Origin of the sequence: Ramlibacter albus (genome assembly GCF_014297445.1) — a bacterium.
In the GTDB taxonomy this organism is placed as follows: domain Bacteria; phylum Pseudomonadota; class Gammaproteobacteria; order Burkholderiales; family Burkholderiaceae_C; genus Ramlibacter; species Ramlibacter albus.
This window is the reverse complement of sequence record NZ_JACORU010000001.1, coordinates 1284118-1302015: the sequence shown is the minus strand read 5'-3', so window position 1 is coordinate 1302015 and position 17898 is coordinate 1284118. Positions and strand designations below refer to the sequence as shown.

At 68.9% G+C, this 17898-nt stretch carries 18 protein-coding genes; 11 read left to right on the top strand and 7 right to left on the bottom strand.

Going from position 1 to position 17898, the window contains the following annotated elements:
* Both H8R02_RS06030 and H8R02_RS06025 read left to right on the top strand, forming a co-directional pair.
* On the top strand, window positions 1–1065 hold the full coding sequence (locus H8R02_RS06030; RefSeq protein WP_187080408.1) for a flavodoxin family protein: 1065 nt from the start codon (window positions 1–3) through the stop codon (window positions 1063–1065).
* A gap of 31 nt (window positions 1066–1096) precedes the next feature.
* A complete protein-coding gene (locus H8R02_RS06025; RefSeq protein ID WP_187080407.1) occupies window positions 1097–1861 on the top strand; it encodes an SDR family oxidoreductase in 765 nt (254 codons plus the stop codon).
* A gap of 8 nt (window positions 1862–1869) precedes the next feature.
* On the opposite strand, the gene H8R02_RS06020 is transcribed toward H8R02_RS06025, so the two are convergent.
* The 4 genes from H8R02_RS06020 to H8R02_RS06005 form a co-directional block, all read right to left on the bottom strand.
* The gene (locus H8R02_RS06020; protein WP_187080406.1) at window positions 1870–3207 is read right to left on the bottom strand and encodes a type II toxin-antitoxin system HipA family toxin; all 1338 of its coding nucleotides are present in this window, start codon (window positions 3205–3207) and stop codon (window positions 1870–1872) included.
* 2 nt (window positions 3208–3209) lie between these two features.
* On the bottom strand, window positions 3210–3458 hold the full coding sequence (locus tag H8R02_RS06015) for a helix-turn-helix domain-containing protein (RefSeq protein WP_187080405.1): 249 nt from the start codon (window positions 3456–3458) through the stop codon (window positions 3210–3212).
* A 111-nt stretch (window positions 3459–3569) separates the two neighbouring features.
* The gene (locus H8R02_RS06010) at window positions 3570–4673 is read right to left on the bottom strand and encodes a CaiB/BaiF CoA transferase family protein (RefSeq protein ID WP_187080404.1); all 1104 of its coding nucleotides are present in this window, start codon (window positions 4671–4673) and stop codon (window positions 3570–3572) included.
* On the bottom strand, window positions 4670–5671 hold the full coding sequence (locus H8R02_RS06005) for a YhdH/YhfP family quinone oxidoreductase (RefSeq protein ID WP_187080403.1): 1002 nt from the start codon (window positions 5669–5671) through the stop codon (window positions 4670–4672). The genes H8R02_RS06010 and H8R02_RS06005 overlap by 4 nt, the downstream gene beginning before the upstream one ends.
* A gap of 119 nt (window positions 5672–5790) precedes the next feature.
* Here H8R02_RS06005 and H8R02_RS06000 point away from each other — a divergent pair, with 119 nt between their 5' ends.
* Entirely contained in the window at window positions 5791–7011 is a 1221-nt protein-coding gene (locus tag H8R02_RS06000; protein WP_187080402.1) for an acyl-CoA dehydrogenase family protein, read from the top strand.
* Here the strand turns inward: H8R02_RS06000 and H8R02_RS05995 are convergent, their stop codons facing one another.
* Window positions 7012–8223 (bottom strand): CaiB/BaiF CoA transferase family protein, encoded by a 1212-nt coding sequence (locus tag H8R02_RS05995; protein WP_187080401.1) that lies wholly within the window; start codon window positions 8221–8223, stop codon window positions 7012–7014.
* Between the two features lie 91 nt (window positions 8224–8314).
* Between H8R02_RS05995 and H8R02_RS05990 the strand changes: the two genes are divergently transcribed.
* The 5 genes from H8R02_RS05990 to H8R02_RS05970 are packed head-to-tail and all read left to right on the top strand — an operon-like array spanning window position 8315 to window position 13777.
* Window positions 8315–9160, top strand: a complete 846-nt coding sequence (locus tag H8R02_RS05990) for an IclR family transcriptional regulator (RefSeq protein ID WP_255429157.1) — start codon at window positions 8315–8317, stop codon at window positions 9158–9160.
* A 10-nt stretch (window positions 9161–9170) separates the two neighbouring features.
* Complete coding sequence (locus H8R02_RS05985; RefSeq protein ID WP_187080400.1) at window positions 9171–10334, top strand: acyl-CoA dehydrogenase family protein; 1164 nt, start codon at window positions 9171–9173, stop codon at window positions 10332–10334.
* Between the two features lie 26 nt (window positions 10335–10360).
* The gene (locus tag H8R02_RS05980) at window positions 10361–11335 is read left to right on the top strand and encodes a tripartite tricarboxylate transporter substrate binding protein (RefSeq protein WP_187080399.1); all 975 of its coding nucleotides are present in this window, start codon (window positions 10361–10363) and stop codon (window positions 11333–11335) included.
* Complete coding sequence (locus tag H8R02_RS05975; protein ID WP_187080398.1) at window positions 11332–12426, top strand: NAD(P)H-dependent flavin oxidoreductase; 1095 nt, start codon at window positions 11332–11334, stop codon at window positions 12424–12426. Before H8R02_RS05980 ends, H8R02_RS05975 begins: the two co-directional genes overlap by 4 nt.
* A complete protein-coding gene (locus tag H8R02_RS05970; RefSeq protein WP_255429156.1) occupies window positions 12407–13777 on the top strand; it encodes a CoA-binding protein in 1371 nt (456 codons plus the stop codon). The genes H8R02_RS05975 and H8R02_RS05970 overlap by 20 nt, the downstream gene beginning before the upstream one ends.
* On the opposite strand, the gene H8R02_RS05965 is transcribed toward H8R02_RS05970, so the two are convergent.
* A complete protein-coding gene (locus tag H8R02_RS05965; protein ID WP_187080397.1) occupies window positions 13774–14040 on the bottom strand; it encodes a PQ-loop repeat-containing protein in 267 nt (88 codons plus the stop codon). The genes H8R02_RS05970 and H8R02_RS05965 overlap by 4 nt on opposite strands.
* A gap of 9 nt (window positions 14041–14049) precedes the next feature.
* Window positions 14050–14133, bottom strand: coding sequence for a small membrane protein YohP (locus H8R02_RS30970; protein WP_494338105.1), 84 nt, complete (start codon window positions 14131–14133; stop codon window positions 14050–14052).
* 243 nt (window positions 14134–14376) lie between these two features.
* Here H8R02_RS30970 and H8R02_RS05960 point away from each other — a divergent pair, with 243 nt between their 5' ends.
* From H8R02_RS05960 to H8R02_RS05950, 3 genes are read left to right on the top strand one after another with little or no spacing between them, the layout of a single operon-like run.
* Entirely contained in the window at window positions 14377–14934 is a 558-nt protein-coding gene (locus tag H8R02_RS05960) for an erythromycin esterase family protein (RefSeq protein ID WP_255429211.1), read from the top strand.
* Window positions 14935–14985: 51 nt separating this feature from the next.
* Window positions 14986–16776, top strand: a complete 1791-nt coding sequence (locus H8R02_RS05955; protein WP_187080395.1) for a peptide ABC transporter substrate-binding protein — start codon at window positions 14986–14988, stop codon at window positions 16774–16776.
* The gene (locus H8R02_RS05950; protein WP_187080394.1) at window positions 16773–17894 is read left to right on the top strand and encodes an NADH:flavin oxidoreductase/NADH oxidase; all 1122 of its coding nucleotides are present in this window, start codon (window positions 16773–16775) and stop codon (window positions 17892–17894) included. Before H8R02_RS05955 ends, H8R02_RS05950 begins: the two co-directional genes overlap by 4 nt.
* The last annotated feature ends 4 nt before the right edge of the window (window positions 17895–17898 follow it).

Genomic DNA, 17898 nt, shown 5'->3' with positions numbered 1-17898 from the left:
ATGACGCAAGTTCGCAAGGGGCAGGCGCCCGACATGCTGGAGCGCGGCGCGTTCCACGAACGCTTCATGCAGCAGTTCTTCGACCCGGCCTATGAGGCCGAGCAGCCGGCGTTGTCGCGCCTCGAAGAGATCGCGTGGCAAGCCTACCGGGAAGGCCGCAAGGCGCCGCGCACCGCGAAGGCCGGGCCCGGCTTCGCCGACCCCGGCTACGACCTCTCCATCGAATGGCGCGAAGCGCACGACAAGCTCGTCGCCGCACAGCAAGCGTGGAGCACCACGCCCTCGCGCGTGCTGGTCGTCTGCTCGGCGCCGCGCAATGACGGCACTTGCCCGGGCGAAATCTCCAAGACGTGGCGCCTGTCGAAGATCGCGTGCGAAGTGCTGGAACAAGCCGGCATCGAAGCGGACCTGCTCGACCTGTCGCGCCTGACTTCCGACTACGACCGCCACATCCACCCCTGCAAGGGCTGCGTGTCCACCGCGATGCCGCTGTGCCACTGGCCGTGCAGCTGCTACCCGAACCACGCGACGCGGCAAACCGGCGACTGGATGAACGAAATCTTCGAGCGCTGGGTGAAGGCGCATGGCGTCATCCTGCTCACGCCCGTGCACTGGTACCAGACCGCGAGCCCGCTCAAGCTGATGATGGACCGCATGGTGTGCGCGGACGGCGGCAACCCGGACCCGACTTCGACACAAGGCAAGAACGCGGAGATGGCGAAGGCGCTCGAACTCGCGGGCTGGGACTACCCCAAGCACCTGCAGGGCCGCTGCTACGGCGTGGTGGTGCACGGCGACGTGGCCGGCATCGAAACCGTGCGCCGGGTGCTGGAGGACTGGCTGGACTGGATGGGGTTGATCGACGCCGGCTTCCAGGCGCGGCTGGAACGCTTCATCGGCTACTACGAGCCCTATGCCACCAGCCACGACGAACTCGACAAGGACGAGCACGTGCAGGAAGAAGTTCGCAACGTGGCGCGCGCGGTGGTGAACGCGGTGAAGCAGCTGCGCGTCGGGAAGCTGCAGCGTCCCGACCGCGACATCCGGCGCGTGCGGGCGAAGTAAGCTGCGACCTGTCGCTCAGACAGGAGACAGCATGACCCTCTTCGACCTCACCGGCCAGGTGGCCGTCGTCACCGGCTCGTCGCGCGGCATCGGCCGCGCCATCGCGGAGCGCCTCGCCGAACACGGCGCGCGAGTCGTCATCTCGTCGCGCAAGCAGGAAGCCTGCGAGGAAGTGGCCTCGGAGATCAACGCGAAGTACGGCGCGGGACGCGCACTGGCTGTCGCGGCTAGCATCTCGTCCAAGGAAGCGCTGCATGCCCTCGTGGAAAAGACCATGCAGGCGTTCGGGCGCATCGACACGCTGGTCTGCAATGCCGCGAGCAACCCCTACTACGGGCCGATGGCGAAGATCTCGGACGACCAGTTCCGCAAGATCATGGACAACAACGTGCTGTCCAACCACTGGCTCATCTCGATGTGCGTGCCGCAGATGATGGAGCTCAAGTCGGGCTCGGTGGTCATCGTGTCGTCGGTCGGCGGGCTGAAGGGCAGCACGACGATCGGTGCCTATTGCGTCTCCAAGGCGGCCGACATGCAGCTCGCGCGCAACCTCGCGCACGAGTACGGCCCGCATGGGGTGCGCGTGAACTGCATCGCACCGGGGCTGATCCGCACCGATTTCGCGAAAGCGTTGTGGGAAGACCCGGCGCGGCTGGAGCTGGTGAACAAGCAGGTGCCGCTGCGGCGCATCGGCGAGCCCGACGAGATCGCGGGCGCGGCGGTGTTCCTGGCGTCGAAGGCGGGGAGCTTCGTGACAGGGACGACCATCGTTTGCGATGGGGGTGCGACGATCTGACGCGCAGCTCAGGTGGGCGGCATGCCCGCCAGCCTCTCGGCCGAAGCGCGCAAACCGTTCAGGATCGTATCCGCGACGCGCTGCGGAAAGCCTGCCGGCAACCTGGAGGCCACCGCCGCGATAGCACCGGGCAAACGGGACAGGATGTCTTCAATCAGCGGCTCGGCCGTGGGTCCGTAGCCGGCCTTGCGCGCGGTCGCATTGAAGTGCCGCCGCTGGATGTCCTTGAGCAGGTAGTGCCTGTTCTTCCCTGAAACGGCCATGGCCAGCTTCGCCTTGTGCCACCGCAGCTGGCTCGGCGCATCGCCCATCGCCGGCAGGATCGACATCACGTCGTAGATCGGCGTGAGCCGATATCGGCCCTGCGGAAGCAGGCGGATACTGAAATTCTTGGCGTGGCCGTCCGTCGCCGCGAGCATCCAGAAAAGCACTTGCGCCTTCATCAGGGTAGCGATGTCCTCCTCGCGACGCTCCGAGTTCAGCAGCTTTCCGGCGATCTGCTGCAGCCCGGGTCCGCCGTCCGCCTCGTACTTGCGTGTGTGCGGCAACCCGTAGACCTGGCAGAAGTCTTCCTGGGGCAGCCGTGCGATCCACCGGCCGGACAGGTCCAGCAGGCGGTCGAAGCGCTCCACGCCCAGCACCTTCTGGCCATCGAACGAGAGGACTGCCGTGCGTGGTACTTGGAGGCCGAAAGCCTCCATCAGTTGCATGCACAGCCATTCGTTCTCGACCGAAGTGGAAAAGTCGGCCCGCATGTTCCCCACGCGGCCAAGAGGCAGTTTCAGGATGTGCGTAGTAGGGGTCGCGCCGTGCGGCAGCAGCCAGCGCCCGCCATGCCAGAGCAGCGCCGTCTTCTCCTGCATGCCGGCGAGGGATATGCGAAATCCTTCGCCGTCGTCGTAGCCGGGAAACCGGGGGGACACGATGCCGCGCAAGTGCGCAGCCACCTCTTCCTCGGACAGCAGGGTACCTTCGATCTTCTCCACTGCCTCTGGCTTGTCGTGGTCGGGCAGGAGCTGGACCGCCCCGACACAATCGCGCCCCACAGCGGTCAGCAGATCGAACGCGGACAGGGACTGTGTCTTGAAGCGTTCTGCAATGCGCCGCCGGATTCCGTCGCTGTCGGGCAGGAGGTTGTCGAAATAATTCTCGACGGCGGCGCCGCGCAACGGCGAGTTGTCGGCACCGAAAGGAAGCGACAGCGAAAGGGGTCGGCCGCCTTCGGACGCCCGCCATGCTTCGTCGTACTGCAACTCCATCTCGCCGCGAGGAAGAATGCGCCACGTCCCGACCCGGACACCGTTGGCCCATATCGACAGAGCGCGCGTACGGGACTTGCGGCCCATCCCTACCAGCCGAACTTGTCCGAGTCGCGAACCTGGCTCGCAAGGCCGATGGTGAGCTCCAGCCCGAGAACTGCGCACAGCTTGAGCAGCTGCTCGGCAGTGATCGTGCCCGGCGCGATTTCCAGTGCGGAGATGCGCTTCTGGCTCAGGCCGACGCGGGCGCCCACGGCGGCCTGCGTCATGCCCTTGGCCTTGCGCGCCGACTGCAACATGCGCCCGAGCTGGGTGGTGGTCAGGAGAGGATCGGCCATGGTACTCGCAAGGAAAGTAAACGCAGTTTACCCTTTATCAGGGTAAACGCAAAATACCCGCGATGAGAGTGTCAAGCGCGTTTTCGCGTTGCTCCGCCCACCAGCCGCTCGCTATACCCAATCAGCTATCGCCTCTTCGCCTCCTTCGCCACGCTCAACCGGCGGACCGGCCACCGCGCCGGGCGTGCGCGAGAACCTCGGCGCAGCAGCCGGCTGCAGCACGCCATCCACGTCGACGAGGCTCGCGCGTCCACGGACATGCGGGTGCCGCGCCATCTCCTCCAGCGACAGCACCGGCGAGACACAAGCTTCCGTGCCGTCGAACACCTGCGCCCAGTGGTCGCGCGTGTGCTGCGCGAAAAGGGCCGCGAATCGCTCCCGCATCGCGGGCCACGCCTTGCGGTCCTGCTGCGCCGGCAATTCCGCGCCGGCGAGACCCAGCCCCTTCAACAGCGCCGCATAGAACCGCGGCTCGATCGCACCGACGGCCACCGCCTTGCCGTCGGACGTCGCGTACGTGCGGTAGAAATGCGCGCCGCCATCGAGCAGGTTGGCCTCGCGCTCGTCGCGCCAGCCGCCCTCCTGCCAGCGGCCGATCACCGGCGCCATCAGCGCCAGCGAACCATCGATCATCGCCGCGTCGACGACCTGCCCGCGGCCGGACGACTTCGCTTCGTGCAGCGCGGCGAGCACGCCGAACGCGAGCAGCATCGCGCCGCCGCCGAAATCGCCGACGAGGTTGAGCGGCTGCACGGGCGGTTGCCCGGCGCGGCCGATCGTGTGCAGCACGCCGGCCGTCGCGATGTAGTTGATGTCGTGGCCCACCGCCTGCGCCAGCGGGCCGTCCTGGCCCCAACCGGTCATGCGGCCGTAGACCAGCTTCGGATTGCGCGCGAGGCACACGTCGGGCCCCAGGCCCAGGCGCTCCATCACGCCGGGGCGCATGCCTTCGAGCAGCACGTCCGCGCGCCCGGCCAGTTGCAGGACCTTGTCGACACCTTCACGGGACTTAAGGTCGACGACGATCGAGCGGCGGCCGCGCCCGGTCACCTCGTAGCGCGTATCCCGGTCGATGCCCATGTCGGGCGGCGCAGGCCGGTCGACGCGCAGCACGTCCGCGCCCATGTCGGAGAGCATCATCCCGGCCCAGGGCACGGGGCCGATGGCCTCGATCTCCAGCACGCGCAGGCCGGCGAGCGGCCCCTGGCGCTTCACTGCGCGAACTCCACCAGCACGCGGCCGGCCGCCTTGCCTTCGAGCTGCTTCGCGGCGTGCTCCATCAGCTGGCCCAGCCGGATGTGGCTGACGTGCGGCGCCAGCTTTTCCATGTCGGGCTTCCACTCGCCGCCCAGCTTCGCCCACAGCCGCTTGCGCTGCGGCCACGGGGCGTTGGCCACCACGCCGAACATCTGAGCGCGGCGCATGATGAAGGGCAGCACGCTGCCTTCGTAGGTGTTGCCCGCCGCGTTGCCCACGCATGCGAGGCAGCCGCCGTCCTGCAGCGATCGCAGCAGCCACGACAGCGTGGCGCCGCCGACGTTGTCGATGGCGGCGGCGAAGCGCGCCTTCTCCAGCGGGCGCTGCGGCTGCTGCAGCACGGCCGCATCGATCACTTCGGTGGCGCCGGTGCGCTTGAGCGCGTCGGCGTGTTCCATGCGGCGCGTCATCGCGCTCACGGTGAAGCCCGCGCGCGGCAGGATGCCCAGCGCCATCACGCCGACCGCGCCAGTAGCGCCGCTCAGTGCGACGGGGCCGGATGCGGGCGTCACGCCCAGTTCGAGGAAGCGCTCGACGGCCATCGCGACGGTGAATGCCGGCACGCCCAGGATGGCGGCTTCCTGCGGCGTCAAACCCTCCGGCAGCGGGTGCACGTGCTTCGCGGGCACGCGTGCGTATTCGGCGAAGCCGCCGTCGAAGGCGATGCCGGTCTGGAAGCCGTGCACCAGCACCTGCTGCCCGGCCGTGAACTGCGGGTCCGACGACTGCACCACCTCGCCCACCAGCTCGATGCCCGCGATGCGCGGGAACTCCGTGATGATCTTCGCCTGCCCGTGCAGCGACAGGCAGTCCTTGTAGTTGACGCCGGCGTAGCGCGTGCGCACCAGCACTTCGCCGGGCGAAAGGTCGTCGAAGCGCAGGCGCACGAGGCGCGAGTCGATGCGGCCGCCCTCGCTGTGCGTGCGCAGGGCCTGGAAGTCGGGTGGGAGGTTCATGGCGGCATGAAACCACCTTCCCGCGCGTGCGCGCAAGACGGTGTTTCGCACATCGAAACGCCCGCTCGACCGTGCGCGCCCGCGCGCGCATGATGCCCGGAACCCTGGAGACAACGACGATGAGCGAGACCCGATTGTTCGGCGACCACTTCCTTCGCAACCTGCAGCCCGAGGAGCTGGCCGTGGTGCAGCGCGTGCGCGAGCTCTGCCGCTCGACCTTCGGGCCGAAAGCCGCCGAGGTGGCGAAGCAGGACGTCTTCGCGTGGGACAACTTCCGCCTGCTGGCCCGCGAGGGCATCGTGGGCACCGCGTTCCCGCGGCGCTTCGGCGGCACGGACGCGCGGCAGCAACTGCGCATCCGCATCATCGAGGAGCTGGGGCGCGTGTGCAGCACGTCGGCGTCGATCATCACCGGCACGGACCTGTCGACGCGGGCCATCGTCGCCGGCGCCTCCGAAGCGCTGCAGGAGCAGGTGGTGCCCGGGTTGTGCTCGGGCGAGCTGCAATCGGCGTTTGCGTTGACGGAACCGGACGCCGGGTCCGACGTGCGCGGGCTGAAGACGTTCTTCCGCCGGGTGGACGGCGGCTACCGCATCACGGGCCGCAAGAAATTCATCACGCGCGCGACCACGGCGGACTGGTTCGTGGTGGTGGGGCGTGCGGAAGACAACCCGTCGACGTTCCTTGCGGCCCTGGTGGCGCGCGACGCGAAAGGCTTCGGCATCAGCCCCGAGGTCGGCAAGCTCGGCTGGTACGGCGTGCCGATCTCCTCGCTGGAACTCACGGATGTGTTCGTGCCCGACTCGCATCGCCTGGGAGCCGAGGGCGAAGGCTTCAGCCTCGCGCAGGACGCGCTGCTGCGCGCGCGCATCGGCCATGCCGCGATGGCGCTCGGCCGCGCGATCGGCGCGGTGGAGATCGCGGCGGCCTATGCATGCGACCGCAGCACGTTCGGCAAGGCGCTCGGCGAACACCAGGGCGTGCAGTGGATGCTGGCGGACATGGTGACGCAGGTCGAATCGTCGCGCGCCCTGCTCGCGATGGTCGCGGACAAGTACGACCGCGGCGATGCGGACGTGGCCACGTTCGCGTCGATGGCCAAGCTGCAGGCCACGGACCTTTGCATGAAGGTCGTGACCGATTGCCTCCAGCTCACGGGCGGCCGCGGCTACCTGCAGGACTTCCCGCTGGAGCGCTTCTTCCGCGATGCCAAGCTCAACCAGATCGGCGAAGGCGCAAGCGAGGTGCACAAGACGGTGATCGGCCGCGACGTCGTGCGCCGTGCGCGGGCGGCCGAGCGCAACCCTTGCCTGCGCGAAGGGTCGCTGGTCGACTACTGATCAGATCACTTTCTGCTCGAGCAGCCGCGCGAGCTCGGCGGTGTCCAGCCCGAACTCGGCATACACCTCGGCGTTGTGCTCCCCAACGCCGGGTCCCGTGCGCGGTACCTTCATCTCCCGCCCCACGATCCGCGGCACGATGCACGGTGCGGGCAGGCTGCCGTAGTCCGGGTCGGGCAGCCGAACGATCGCCTGCCGCGCGATGTAGTGCGGGTCCTGCTCGATGTCCTCGATGGTGTACGCCTTGCTGAACGGGATGCCCGCCTGCTCCAGGCGCGGCGCGATCTCCGCGTAGTCGTGCGCGCCGAACCAGTCGCCCAGCTTCGCGTCCAGCTCCACCAGGTTCTTCACGCGCGCCGGGTTGCTGTTGAAGCGCGGGTCCTCCCCCAGCGCCGGCTGCCCGATGACGGCGCACACGCGCGCGAAGATCGCATTGGACGACGCCACCAGCGAGAAATACTGCCCGTCGCGGCTGCGGTACATGTTCGACGGCGCGGTGTAGCTCGCGCGGTTGCCCTCCGGCCGGCGCACCTGTCCGAGCATCTCGTGCTCCACCGGCAGGCAGTCGAGCAGGCGGAACAGCGCTTCGGTTGCCGCGAGGTCCACCTCGACGCCCTTGGCATCCGGATTCCCGCGGATGCGCGCGACTTCCGACGCGATCGAGAACGCGCAGAACAATCCGGCCACGGCATCGCCCACCGGGAAGTTGCTGTGCAGCGGCGGCCCACCCGCTTCTCCCGTCAGGTTGGTGAACCCGCTCATGGCTTCGAAGATGCGTGCGTAACCGGGCCGCGACTTGTAGGGACCCGTCTGCCCGAACCCCGTGAGCCGCACGACGATCAGCCGCGGGTTGGCCTTGTGCAGCGTCTCGATGTCCAGGCCCCAGCGGTCCATGCTGCCCGTGCGGAAGTTCTCCACCAGCACGTCGAACTTCGGCAGCATCGACAGGAAGATCTCTTTTCCGCGCGGCTGCCGCACGTCCAGCGTGATGCCGCGCTTGCCGCGGTTGGCCACCTTCCACCACAGCGGCACGCCCTCCTTGACCGGCTGCAGGCCGCGCAGCGCGTCGCTGCCGTCGGGCAGCTCCAGCTTGACGACGTCGGCGCCATGGTCGGCGCACAGGGTCGCGCCGATCGGTGCGGCCAGCACCGTCGCCATGTCGAGGATGCGCACGCCGGCGAGCGCGCCTGCTGAGTGGGTGTTCGTGGTCATCTTCGAGTTTGTGCCACCACCTTTCGCGGCCCACAATCGATGTTTCGCACAGCGAAACACCCGTTTGACCCCACCCTCGCACGGAACCATCATGGCCGCCAGCAAGCCGAAACGAAGCATGACCGCCATCGCGCTCCCCGGGCTCGTCAGCCCGCACGACCTCGCCGACGACCGCCAGTTCTCGATGAACCTGGCGCGCGGCCTGGAGGTGCTGCGCGCGTTCACCGCCACCGAGCCGATGCTCGGCAACCGCGAGATCGCGGACCGCACGGGCCTGCCGAAGCCCACGGTGTCGCGCCTCACGTACACGCTCACGCTGCTGGGCTACCTCACGCGCGACCCCGGCCTGCAGAAATACCGGCTGGGCAGCGGCGTGCTGTCGCTCGGCCACCCGCTGCTCGCGAGCATGCCCGTGCGGCAGGTCGCGCGGCCGCTCATGGAGCAGCTCGCCCGCAGGACGGGCTGCACCGTCAACCTCGGCATGCGCGACCGCGCCGACATGGTGTACGTGGACACCGTGCGTGCCGATGCACTCAACCAGCACCTGCCCGACATCGGCAGCACGCGCCCGCTGCTGGCCACGTCGATGGGCCGCGCGCTCATCCTCGCGTGCCCGCCGGCCGAGCGCACGGCCATCCTCAACTACCTCAAGGTGCACGACCGCGAGCTGTACGACACGCACCGCCCCGCGTGGGAGGCCGACCAGAAGCTCTATGCGCAGCACGGCTTCTGCCACTCGCGCGGCGACTGGCGCAAGGATGTGCACGCGGTGGCCGTGCCGGTGCGCCTGCCCCAGCGCGAGCAGCCCGTGGCGATGAACTGCACGCTGGCCGCCTACCGCATGCCCAAGGACAAGCTCACGCGCGAAGTCGCGCCGCTGCTGCTGGACACCGTGCGCCAGCTCGAGGCGGCGCAGGGCCTGCGCTCCACCAACTGAAAACCCGACCATGATCCGCAACCCTGAACAATTCGCCAAGCTGCTCGCCGACGTGCGCCGGTTCGTGCGCGAGGAATGCATCCCCATCGAAGCGGAGGTGGACCGCACCGACGTCATCCCCGAGCCCGTCGTCGAGCGCATGCGCACGCTGGGCCTCTTCGGCCACAGCATTCCCGAGGCGTACGGCGGCGCGGGGCTGACGAGCGAGGAGCTGTCCCTGGTGAACATGGAGGTGTCGCAATGCGCCACCACCTTCCGCGCGCGCTTCGGCGGGAACACCGGCATCGCGTCGGAATCGCTCGTCGTGGACGGCACGCCCGCGCAGAAGGAGAAGTACCTGCCGCAACTGGCCAGCGGCAAGGTCACCGGCTGCTTCGCGCTGACGGAGCCCGAAGCGGGGTCCGACGCCACGGCGCAGAAGACGATGGCCGTGCGCGACGGCGACCATTACGTGATCAACGGCCGCAAGTGCTTCATCACCAACGCGCCGATCGCCAACCTGTTCACCGTGTTCGCGCGCACGGACGCGCAGGGCAAGGGCGCGAACGGCATCAGCGCTTTCCTCATCGAACGCGGCGCACCCGGGCTGTCGACGCCCGAGGCCTACCGCAAGATGGGCCAGCACGGCTCGCCGGTGGGCGAGGTGGTGCTGGAGAACGTGCGCGTGCCGGCGAGCGCCGTCGTCGGCGGCCCCGCGATGGAGGGCCAGGGCTTCCGCACCGCGATGCGCGCGCTCAACAAGCAGCGCATCAACCTCGCGGGCCTGTGCATCGGCCCCGCCATCCGGCTGGTGGACGAGATGGTCGCGCGTGCGAGCACCCGCAAGCAGTTCGGCCAGTCCATCGGCGAGTTCCAGCTCGTGCAGCAGATGATCGCCGAGAGCAACACCGAAGTGCACGCGGCGCGCGCCTTGCTGCTGGAGACCGCGCGCAAGCGCGACGACGGCGTGGACGTGACTATGGAAGCGTCGATGTGCAAGCTGTTCGCCAGCGAGATGTGCGGCCGCGTGGCGGACCGCGCAGTGCAGGTGTTCGGCGGGCAGGGCTACGTGAACGACAACGTGGCCGAGCGCTTCTACCGCGACGTGCGCCTGTTCCGCCTGTACGAAGGCACCAGCCAGATCCACCTCGTCAACATCGCCAGGCGCACGATGGCCCTGGCCGCGCGCGACTGAAAAACCCTCGACCCTCGGAGACAAGCATGACCCTCACCCGACGCACCCTGCTCGCTGCCGCCACGCTCGCCATGGCGGCCGCCCCCGTGTTCGCGCAGGACGCCTACCCCAACAAGGCCGTGCGCATCATCGTGCCGTTCACGGCCGGCGGTATCGTGGACGCCATCGCCCGCACGATCGGCGAGAAGCTGGCGACGAAGTACGGCCAGCCCGTGATCGTGGAAAACAAGGTGGGCGCAGGCGGCGCCATCGGTACCGACTTCGTCGCGAAGTCGCCCGCGGACGGCTACACGCTGCTGCTGGTGAGCCCCGGCCATGCCGTGGCGCCCAGCCTGCAGAAAGGCGTGACGTGGAACCCCGTGCGCGATTTCAAATCCGTCGCCGGCATCGGCGTCGTGCCCAACGTGATCGTGGTGCACCCGAGCGTGGCCGCGCAGACGATGGCGGAGTTCGTGGAGCTGGCGAAGAAGAGCCCCACGCCCCTGACCTACGCCACCGCCGGCATCGGCACGTCCAACCACCTCTCCGGCGAGCTGCTCGCGCAGGAAGCCGGCATCAAGCTCACGCACGTGCCCTACAAGGGCCAGCCCGACGCGCTGAACGACCTGCTGGGCGGCCGCGTCAACATGATGCCTCTGACCGCCGCGCTCGCCATGCAGCACGTGAAGGCGGGCAAGCTGCGCGCACTGGCGGTCACCACCGCCAAGCGCGCGAGCGCCGCGCCGGAGCTGCCCACGGTGGCGGAGGCGGCCAAGCTGCCGAATTACGAGGTCGGCACGTGGTTCGGCCTGGTCGCGCCGGCGAAGACGCCGGACCCCGTGATGCGCAAGCTGTCGGCCGACGTCGCGGACATCCTGGCCATGCCGGACGTGAAGGCCAAGCTCGAAGGCATGGGCATGGAGCTCGCGCCGCAGAAGGGCCCCGACTTCGACGCGTTCGTGAACCGCGAGTTCGTGAAGTGGAGCAAGGTGATCAAGCAGGCCGGGATCGAGCCGCAATGACGCACGGCGTGCGCACACCGGTCTGCGAGCGGCTGGGCATCCGCCACCCGATCTTCGGGTTCTCGCATTCGGTCGACGTCTGCGTGGCCATCGCGCAGGCGGGCGGCTTCCCGGTGATGGGGCTCGCGCGCGAGCTGCCGCAGGAGATCCCGCACATCCTGGCCGAGGTGCAGCAGCGCATGGGCGACATGCCGTACGGCATCGACCTGATGCTGCCGTCGAAAGTGCCCGAGGCAGCGAGCATCGACGAGCTCAAGGGCGCGCTGCCGGCGGGGCATGTGGAATTCGTGGACGGCCTGCGCCGCCGTTTCGAAGTGCAGCCGCCCGTCAAGCCGAGTTTCTTCACGACGCAGGTGCGGTCGGAGGCGCTCTTCAACGAGCAGATCGAGGCCGTGCTCGCGTCCAACTGCCGCGGCGTCGCCACGGCCATCGGCCTGCGCGCGGACCTCATCGAGCGCGCCAAGGCGCGCGGCAAACTCACGTTCTCGCTCGTCGGCTCCGTGCGGCATGCGCAGAAGGCCATCGACATGGGCGTGGAGGTGCTGGTCGCACAAGGCTACGACGCGGGCGGCCACACCGGGCCGGTGGGCACGTTGTCGCTGCTGCCGCAGGTCATCGCCGTCGCAGGCGACAAGCCCGTGCTCGCCGCCGGCGGCATCGCCACCGGCGAACAGGTGCTCGGCACCATCGCCATGGGCGCGCAGGGTGCGTGGCTGGGTACGCTGTGGATGGCCGCGCGCGAGAACCACACCCCGCCCGCGCTGCTCAAGCGCCTCGTCGAGAGCAACAGCGAGGACACCGTCATCACCCGCGCGCACAGCGGCAAACCCTGCCGCGTGGTGCGCAGCGACTGGATCGACGCGTGGCAGCAGCCGGGCGCGCCGGAGCCGCTGAACATGCCGTTGCAGCAGGTTCTCACCGGCGACGTGTTCGCGTCGATGCACGAGCATGACGATGCGCGCACGATCTACGAAGCCGCGGGCCAGAGCGTGTTCGCGATCCGCGGCGAGACCACCGTGGCCGAGCAGATGGCCACGCTGGTGCAGGGCATGGAATCCGCCTGGAGCCGCCTTGCGAAACTGGCCGCCTGACCTGAAGCCGCTGCTGGCACCGCGCTCGATCGCGGTGGTCGGCGCGTCGGCGCAGCAGAACAAGGTGGGCGGCATGCCCATCCGCCTGCTGCGCGAGAACGGGTATGCAGGCGACGTCTATCCGGTGCACCGCACCGCGCAGGAGATCCAGGGGCTGCGCGCGTACGCATCGCTCGAAGCGATCGGGCGGCCCGTCGACCTGGCGATCGTCGCCGTGCCGGCGGCCGAATGCGAGAGCGTGATGGTGCAGATGGCGCGATGCGGCACGCGCGCCGCGGTGATGCTCACCTCGGGCTTTGCGGAAGTGTCCGAGGCGGGCGCGCGCGCACAGCAGCGCATGGGCGACATCGCGCGCGATGCGGGCATTGCGTTGCTCGGCCCCAACTGTCTCGGCGCGATGAACCTGCACGAGCGCATGTTCGCGACGTTCTCGCCGGTGGTGCTGGGCGGTGCGCCCGCAGGCGGCAAGGTGGCGCTCGTGAGCCAGAGCGGCGCGTTCGGCGGCTATGCGTTCTCGATGGCGCGGCAGGCGGGCGTGGGGCTCGGGCACTGGGTCACCACCGGGAACGAAGCGGGCGTGCAAGTGGCCGACGCGATTGCGTGGCTAGCGGCCGAACCCTCGTGCGAAGCCATCGTCGGCTACATCGAAGGCGCGCGTGACATGCAGCGGCTGCGCACGGCACTGCTCGCCGCAAAGGCGGCGGGCAAGCCGGTGAAATTGGTGAAAGTCGGCCACACGCCGGCCGGCGCGCGGGCGGCGAAGCTGCACACGGGCAGCGACACGGGCAATGCCGCGGAGTACCAGCGGCTCTTCGATGAATGCGGCGTGCGCACGGCCCGCACGATCGGAGAACTGTTCTCGGCGCCTGCGCAGGCCGCGGACGTGCCGCCGGCGCCGGGCGTGCCGGTCGCCATCTTCAGCATCTCGGGTGGGGTCGGGATCATGATGACCGACCGGGCCGAAGAACTGGGCCTCGCACTGCCGCCGCTGCCCGACGACGCCGCGGCACGGCTGAAGGCCGCGATCCCGTTCGCGTCCACCGTCAACCCGATCGACGTCACCGGCCAGGTGTTCTCGCAGCCGGCGGTGCTGGTCGATGCGCTGCGCGACGCCGCCACGTGCGGCCGCTACACCGACGTTGCCGCGTTCCTTGCGGCGGCAGGCAGCGCGCCGGGCGTGTGGCCGATGCTGCAGGAGTGCATCTCCCGATTGCGCGCCACGCAAGGGGCAGCCCGGCTGGTGCTCAGCGGGATTCTCTCCGCCGCGCAGCGGTCATGGCTGGAGGAAAACGGCTGCGCCGTGTTCGCCGAACCCGCGCACGCCATCGACGCGGTAGCGCGCAGGCGCTAGCGGACGAGCAGGCCCAGCACGACCGCGGCGTCCAGCAGGATCCAGCCGATGCACGCCACCCAGATCGCGCGGTCGTGCCGGCGCAACCCGTGCACCATCCACAGCACCGCCGCAAGCAGGTAGGCACTCCACGACAGCAGCGACACGCCACCCGTGTCGCGACCAAACCAGACCTGCCACACCTGCGGCACGGTCATGGCCATGGTGAACGCGGACAGCAGCGGCAGCAACTTGTCGAGCAGGGCGCCGTGCAGCTGGGGCATGGCAGCCCGCTAGAAGATCAGCTTGAAGAAACCGGTGACCACCAGCAGGCCGATGAGGAAGATGATGCCGATGATCCAGAGCAGAACGCGCATGGGGGTCTCCAGACTTGACTGAACAACAGCGTCGCATGCGCGGCCACGCGGCAGGGTAGGAGAGCGTCGGCTGGACTTGTCCGACGCGTCACGCGGCGTTGCAGTGCGAACGTGCGGTGATGCCCACCTCCCTTGCTCCTTCCCTGCTCGACGGCCTGCGCGACGACATGCATCCGCTCGCGGGCTCAGCCGCCGATGACGAGGCGTTGATGGGGCTGCTCGCGCGCGCAGGTCACGCGGCGGCTGATCCGCCAGCACGATGTTCGCGCGGTCGTGATCGCGGGCGATCGGCCCGACGCGCTGCGTGAGAACCGCTACGTGCTTCACCGCTCGGATGACCGGAGCGCGGATGAGGCGCTAGCCGGTTTCCAGCGCTTCCCGACCTGGATGTGGCGCAACACGGTGGTGCGCGACTTCGTGGAGTGGCTGCACGAACGCAATGCGCGACTGCCTGCCCACGAGCGCTGCGGCTTCTACGGCATGGACCTGTACAGCATGTACGCGTCGATGCAGTCGGTGCTGGAGTACCTGGACCGCGAAGGCCCCGGTGCAGCGACGCGCGCACGCGCGCGCTGCGGCTGCTTCGAGCACTTCGGCGAAGACCAGCAGACCTACGGCTACGTCGCCAGCTTCGGCATGGGTGCGAGTTGTGCGCCCACACGGCCATCCTCGGCGACGCGTCCGCCACCGAGATGGGCGAGCAAGGCGAATGGAATGTCAGCCACACCGGGCCGGCGAAGAGCGCTTCGCGCTGGTGCCGCCGGAGACCTACCCGTCCGGCCTGTGAGCCGCCCCGATTGACGCCGCCGCGGCCCGAGGCGATAGTGCCCGCTTCGACGTCGAGGGGCAGTCATGGACGAGAACAAGCTGCGCGGGTGGATCGAGGACGTTCGCGAGGGCCGCATGCCGCGGCGCCGCTTCGTCGAACGGCTGGTGTCGCTGGGGCTCACGGCCCCGATCGCCGGGCAACTGCTGATGCACGCCGGCGTGGCGAACTCGCAGACCGCTTTCAACTACAAGCCCACGAAGCGCGGCGGCGGCGGGCAGTTGAAGCTGCTGATGTGGCAGGGGCCGACGCTGCTCAATCCCTACTTCGGTACCGGCGCGAAGGACCAGGTCGGCTCGCGCGCGTTCTACGAGCCGCTGGCGCAATGGGACAACGACGCCAACCTCGTGCCGGTGCTCGCAGCGGAGATCCCGACCCGCGAGAACGGCGGTGTGGCAGCCGACGGCAAGTCGGTGACGTGGAAGCTCAAGCGCGGCGTCACCTGGCACGACGGCAAGCCCTTCACCGCCGACGATGTGGTCTTCAACTGGGAGTACGCGCGCGACCCGGCCGCGGCCTCGGTGAGCATGACCGTCTATGCCGAGATCAAGGTGGAGAAGGTCGACTCGCACACCGTGCGCCTCGTCTTCGACAAACCGCGGCCGTTCTGGGCGCAAGCTTTCGTGGCGGCCGGCGCCGGCATCATCCCCAAGCACCACTTCGCCGCGTACATGGGCGCGAAGTCGCGCGACGCGCCGGCCAACCTCAAGCCCGTCGGCACGGGCCCGTATCGCATCGTCGACTTCAAGCCGGGTGATCTCGTGCGCGCGGAAGCGTACCCCGGCTACCACATGCCGAACCGGCCGCACTTCGACTCGCTGGAGATCAAGGGCGGCGGTGACCCCACCTCCGCCGCGCGCGCCGTGCTGCAGACGGGAGAGTACGACTGGGCCTGGAACATGCAGATGGAGGACGAGGTGCTCAAGCGCTTCGAGGCGGAGCGCAAGGGGCACTCGATCATCACCGTGGCGCCGGACGTGGAGTTCGTCTACCTCAATGTCTCCGACCCGTGGACCGAGGTCGATGGCGAGCGGGCCAGTCCGAAGTCGAAGCACTTCGCCTTCGGCGATACGAGCGTGCGGCAGGCGATGGCGCTGCTGATGGACCGCGAGAGCATCCAGCAGTACATCTATGGCCGCACCGGCGCCGTCACCGCCAACTGGATCAACGCGCCCGCGCGCTATGCGTCGAAGAACACGAAGCCGGAGTTCGACATCGACAAGGCGCAGCGCATGCTCGAGGCCGCGGGCTGGAAGAAGGGCGGCGACGGCGTGCGCGAGAAGGGCGGGCGCAAGATGAAGTTCGTCTTCCAGACGTCCACCAACCCGGTGCGGCAGAAGGTGCAGACGGTGATCAAGCAGGCCTGCCAGAAGGCGGGCATCGACCTCGAGCTCAAGTCCGTGTCCGCCTCGGTGTTCTTCTCGTCCGACGTCGCGAACCCCGACACCAACACCAAGTTCTGGGCCGACCTGGAAATGTTCGCCGTGACCGGCGCCTCGCCCGACCCGCTGCGCTCGCTGGACCGCTACGTCAGCTGGGAGATCGCGAGCAAGGTGAACAAGTGGCAGGGCCGCAACCTCACGCGCTGGCACAGCGACGAGTACGACAAGCTCTATCGCGCCGCGGAGTTCGAGCTGGACCCCGTCAAGCGGGCGGCCATGTTCATCCGCATGAACGACATCGTGGTGAACGAGGCCGTGGTCATCCCGCTCATCCGCCGCTCCACGGTGTCGGTCGCGAAGTCGAAGATGGTGACCCGCGCTTCGGCGTGGGACACGGACTTCTGGGCGCTGCAGGACTGGTATCGTGAGGCATGACCAGCAGACTGTTCGAACCCCTTGAGCTCGGCGCGCTGCGCCTTTCCAACCGCATCATCGTCGCGCCGATGTGCCAGTACTCGGCCGATGGCGCGGGCAGCGCCACCGAATGGCACATGATCCATCTCGGCAGCCTGGCGTTGTCGGGCGCGGGGTTGTTGACCATCGAGGCGACCGCCGTGTCGGCCGTCGGACGCATCTCGCCTGACGATCTCGGGCTGTATTCCGACGACAACGAGCGCGCGCTGGGCCGGGTGCTGGCGGCGATCCGCAGGCATTCGAGCATCCCTGTCGCGATCCAGCTCGCGCATGCGGGGCGCAAAGGGTCGAGCCGGGCGCCATGGGACGGCGGCGCGCAGATCTCGCCGGATGCGCCTGAAGGCTGGGTCTCCGAAGCACCCTCCGCGGTGCCCCACTCCGAAGGCGAGGTGCCGCCGAACGCGTTGGACCACGAAGGCCTCGCCCGTGTGCGCGACGACTTCGTTCGCGCCGCGCAGCGCGCCGTGCGGCTCGGCATCGACGCCATCGAGCTGCACCTGGCGCATGGCTACCTGCTGCATGAATTCCTGTCGCCACTGTCCAACGAGCGCACCGACGAGTACGGTGGCAGCCTCGACAACCGCATGCGTTTCCCGCTGGAGGTATTCGACGCCGTTCGGGCCGCGGTGCCCGGCAAGATGCCGGTGTGGGTGCGCGTGTCGGCGACGGACTGGGTGCCGGGTGGCTGGGACGTGCCCGACACCATCGCGCTCGGCCTCGCGCTCAAGCAGCGCGGCTGCGCGGCGATCCACGTGTCGAGCGGCGGCGTTTCGCCTTTGCAGAAGATCACCCTCGGCCCGGGCTACCAAGTGCCGTTCGCGAAGCAGGTGAAGGATGCGACGGGCCTGCCGACGATCGCGGTCGGCCTGATCACCGACCCGGAGCAGGCGGAAGCCATCGTTTCAAGCGGCCAGGCCGATGCCGTGGCACTCGCACGCGCGATGCTCTACGACGCCCGCTGGCCGTGGCACGCCGCCGCGAAGCTCGGCGCGCAGGTGGAAGCCCCGCGCCAGTACTGGCGCTCGCAGCCGCGCGAGCACAAGGACCTGTTCCGGGGCCTGCACTTCGGGCAGCGCTGAGGGG

Coding starts and splice junctions, on each gene's coding strand:
- H8R02_RS06030 (WP_187080408.1), top strand. CDS start 1: ATGACGCAAGTTCGCAAGGGGCAGGCGCCCGACATGCTGGAGCGCGGC.
- H8R02_RS06025 (WP_187080407.1), top strand. CDS start 1,097: ATGACCCTCTTCGACCTCACCGGCCAGGTGGCCGTCGTCACCGGCTCG.
- H8R02_RS06020 (WP_187080406.1), bottom strand. CDS start 3,207: ATGGGCCGCAAGTCCCGTACGCGCGCTCTGTCGATATGGGCCAACGGT.
- H8R02_RS06015 (WP_187080405.1), bottom strand. CDS start 3,458: ATGGCCGATCCTCTCCTGACCACCACCCAGCTCGGGCGCATGTTGCAG.
- H8R02_RS06005 (WP_187080403.1), bottom strand. CDS start 5,671: ATGAACCTCCCACCCGACTTCCAGGCCCTGCGCACGCACAGCGAGGGC.
- H8R02_RS06000 (WP_187080402.1), top strand. CDS start 5,791: ATGAGCGAGACCCGATTGTTCGGCGACCACTTCCTTCGCAACCTGCAG.
- H8R02_RS05995 (WP_187080401.1), bottom strand. CDS start 8,223: ATGACCACGAACACCCACTCAGCAGGCGCGCTCGCCGGCGTGCGCATC.
- H8R02_RS05990 (WP_255429157.1), top strand. CDS start 8,315: ATGGCCGCCAGCAAGCCGAAACGAAGCATGACCGCCATCGCGCTCCCC.
- H8R02_RS05985 (WP_187080400.1), top strand. CDS start 9,171: ATGATCCGCAACCCTGAACAATTCGCCAAGCTGCTCGCCGACGTGCGC.
- H8R02_RS05980 (WP_187080399.1), top strand. CDS start 10,361: ATGACCCTCACCCGACGCACCCTGCTCGCTGCCGCCACGCTCGCCATG.
- H8R02_RS05975 (WP_187080398.1), top strand. CDS start 11,332: ATGACGCACGGCGTGCGCACACCGGTCTGCGAGCGGCTGGGCATCCGC.
- H8R02_RS05965 (WP_187080397.1), bottom strand. CDS start 14,040: ATGCCCCAGCTGCACGGCGCCCTGCTCGACAAGTTGCTGCCGCTGCTG.
- H8R02_RS30970 (WP_494338105.1), bottom strand. CDS start 14,133: ATGCGCGTTCTGCTCTGGATCATCGGCATCATCTTCCTCATCGGCCTG.
- H8R02_RS05955 (WP_187080395.1), top strand. CDS start 14,986: ATGGACGAGAACAAGCTGCGCGGGTGGATCGAGGACGTTCGCGAGGGC.
- H8R02_RS05950 (WP_187080394.1), top strand. CDS start 16,773: ATGACCAGCAGACTGTTCGAACCCCTTGAGCTCGGCGCGCTGCGCCTT.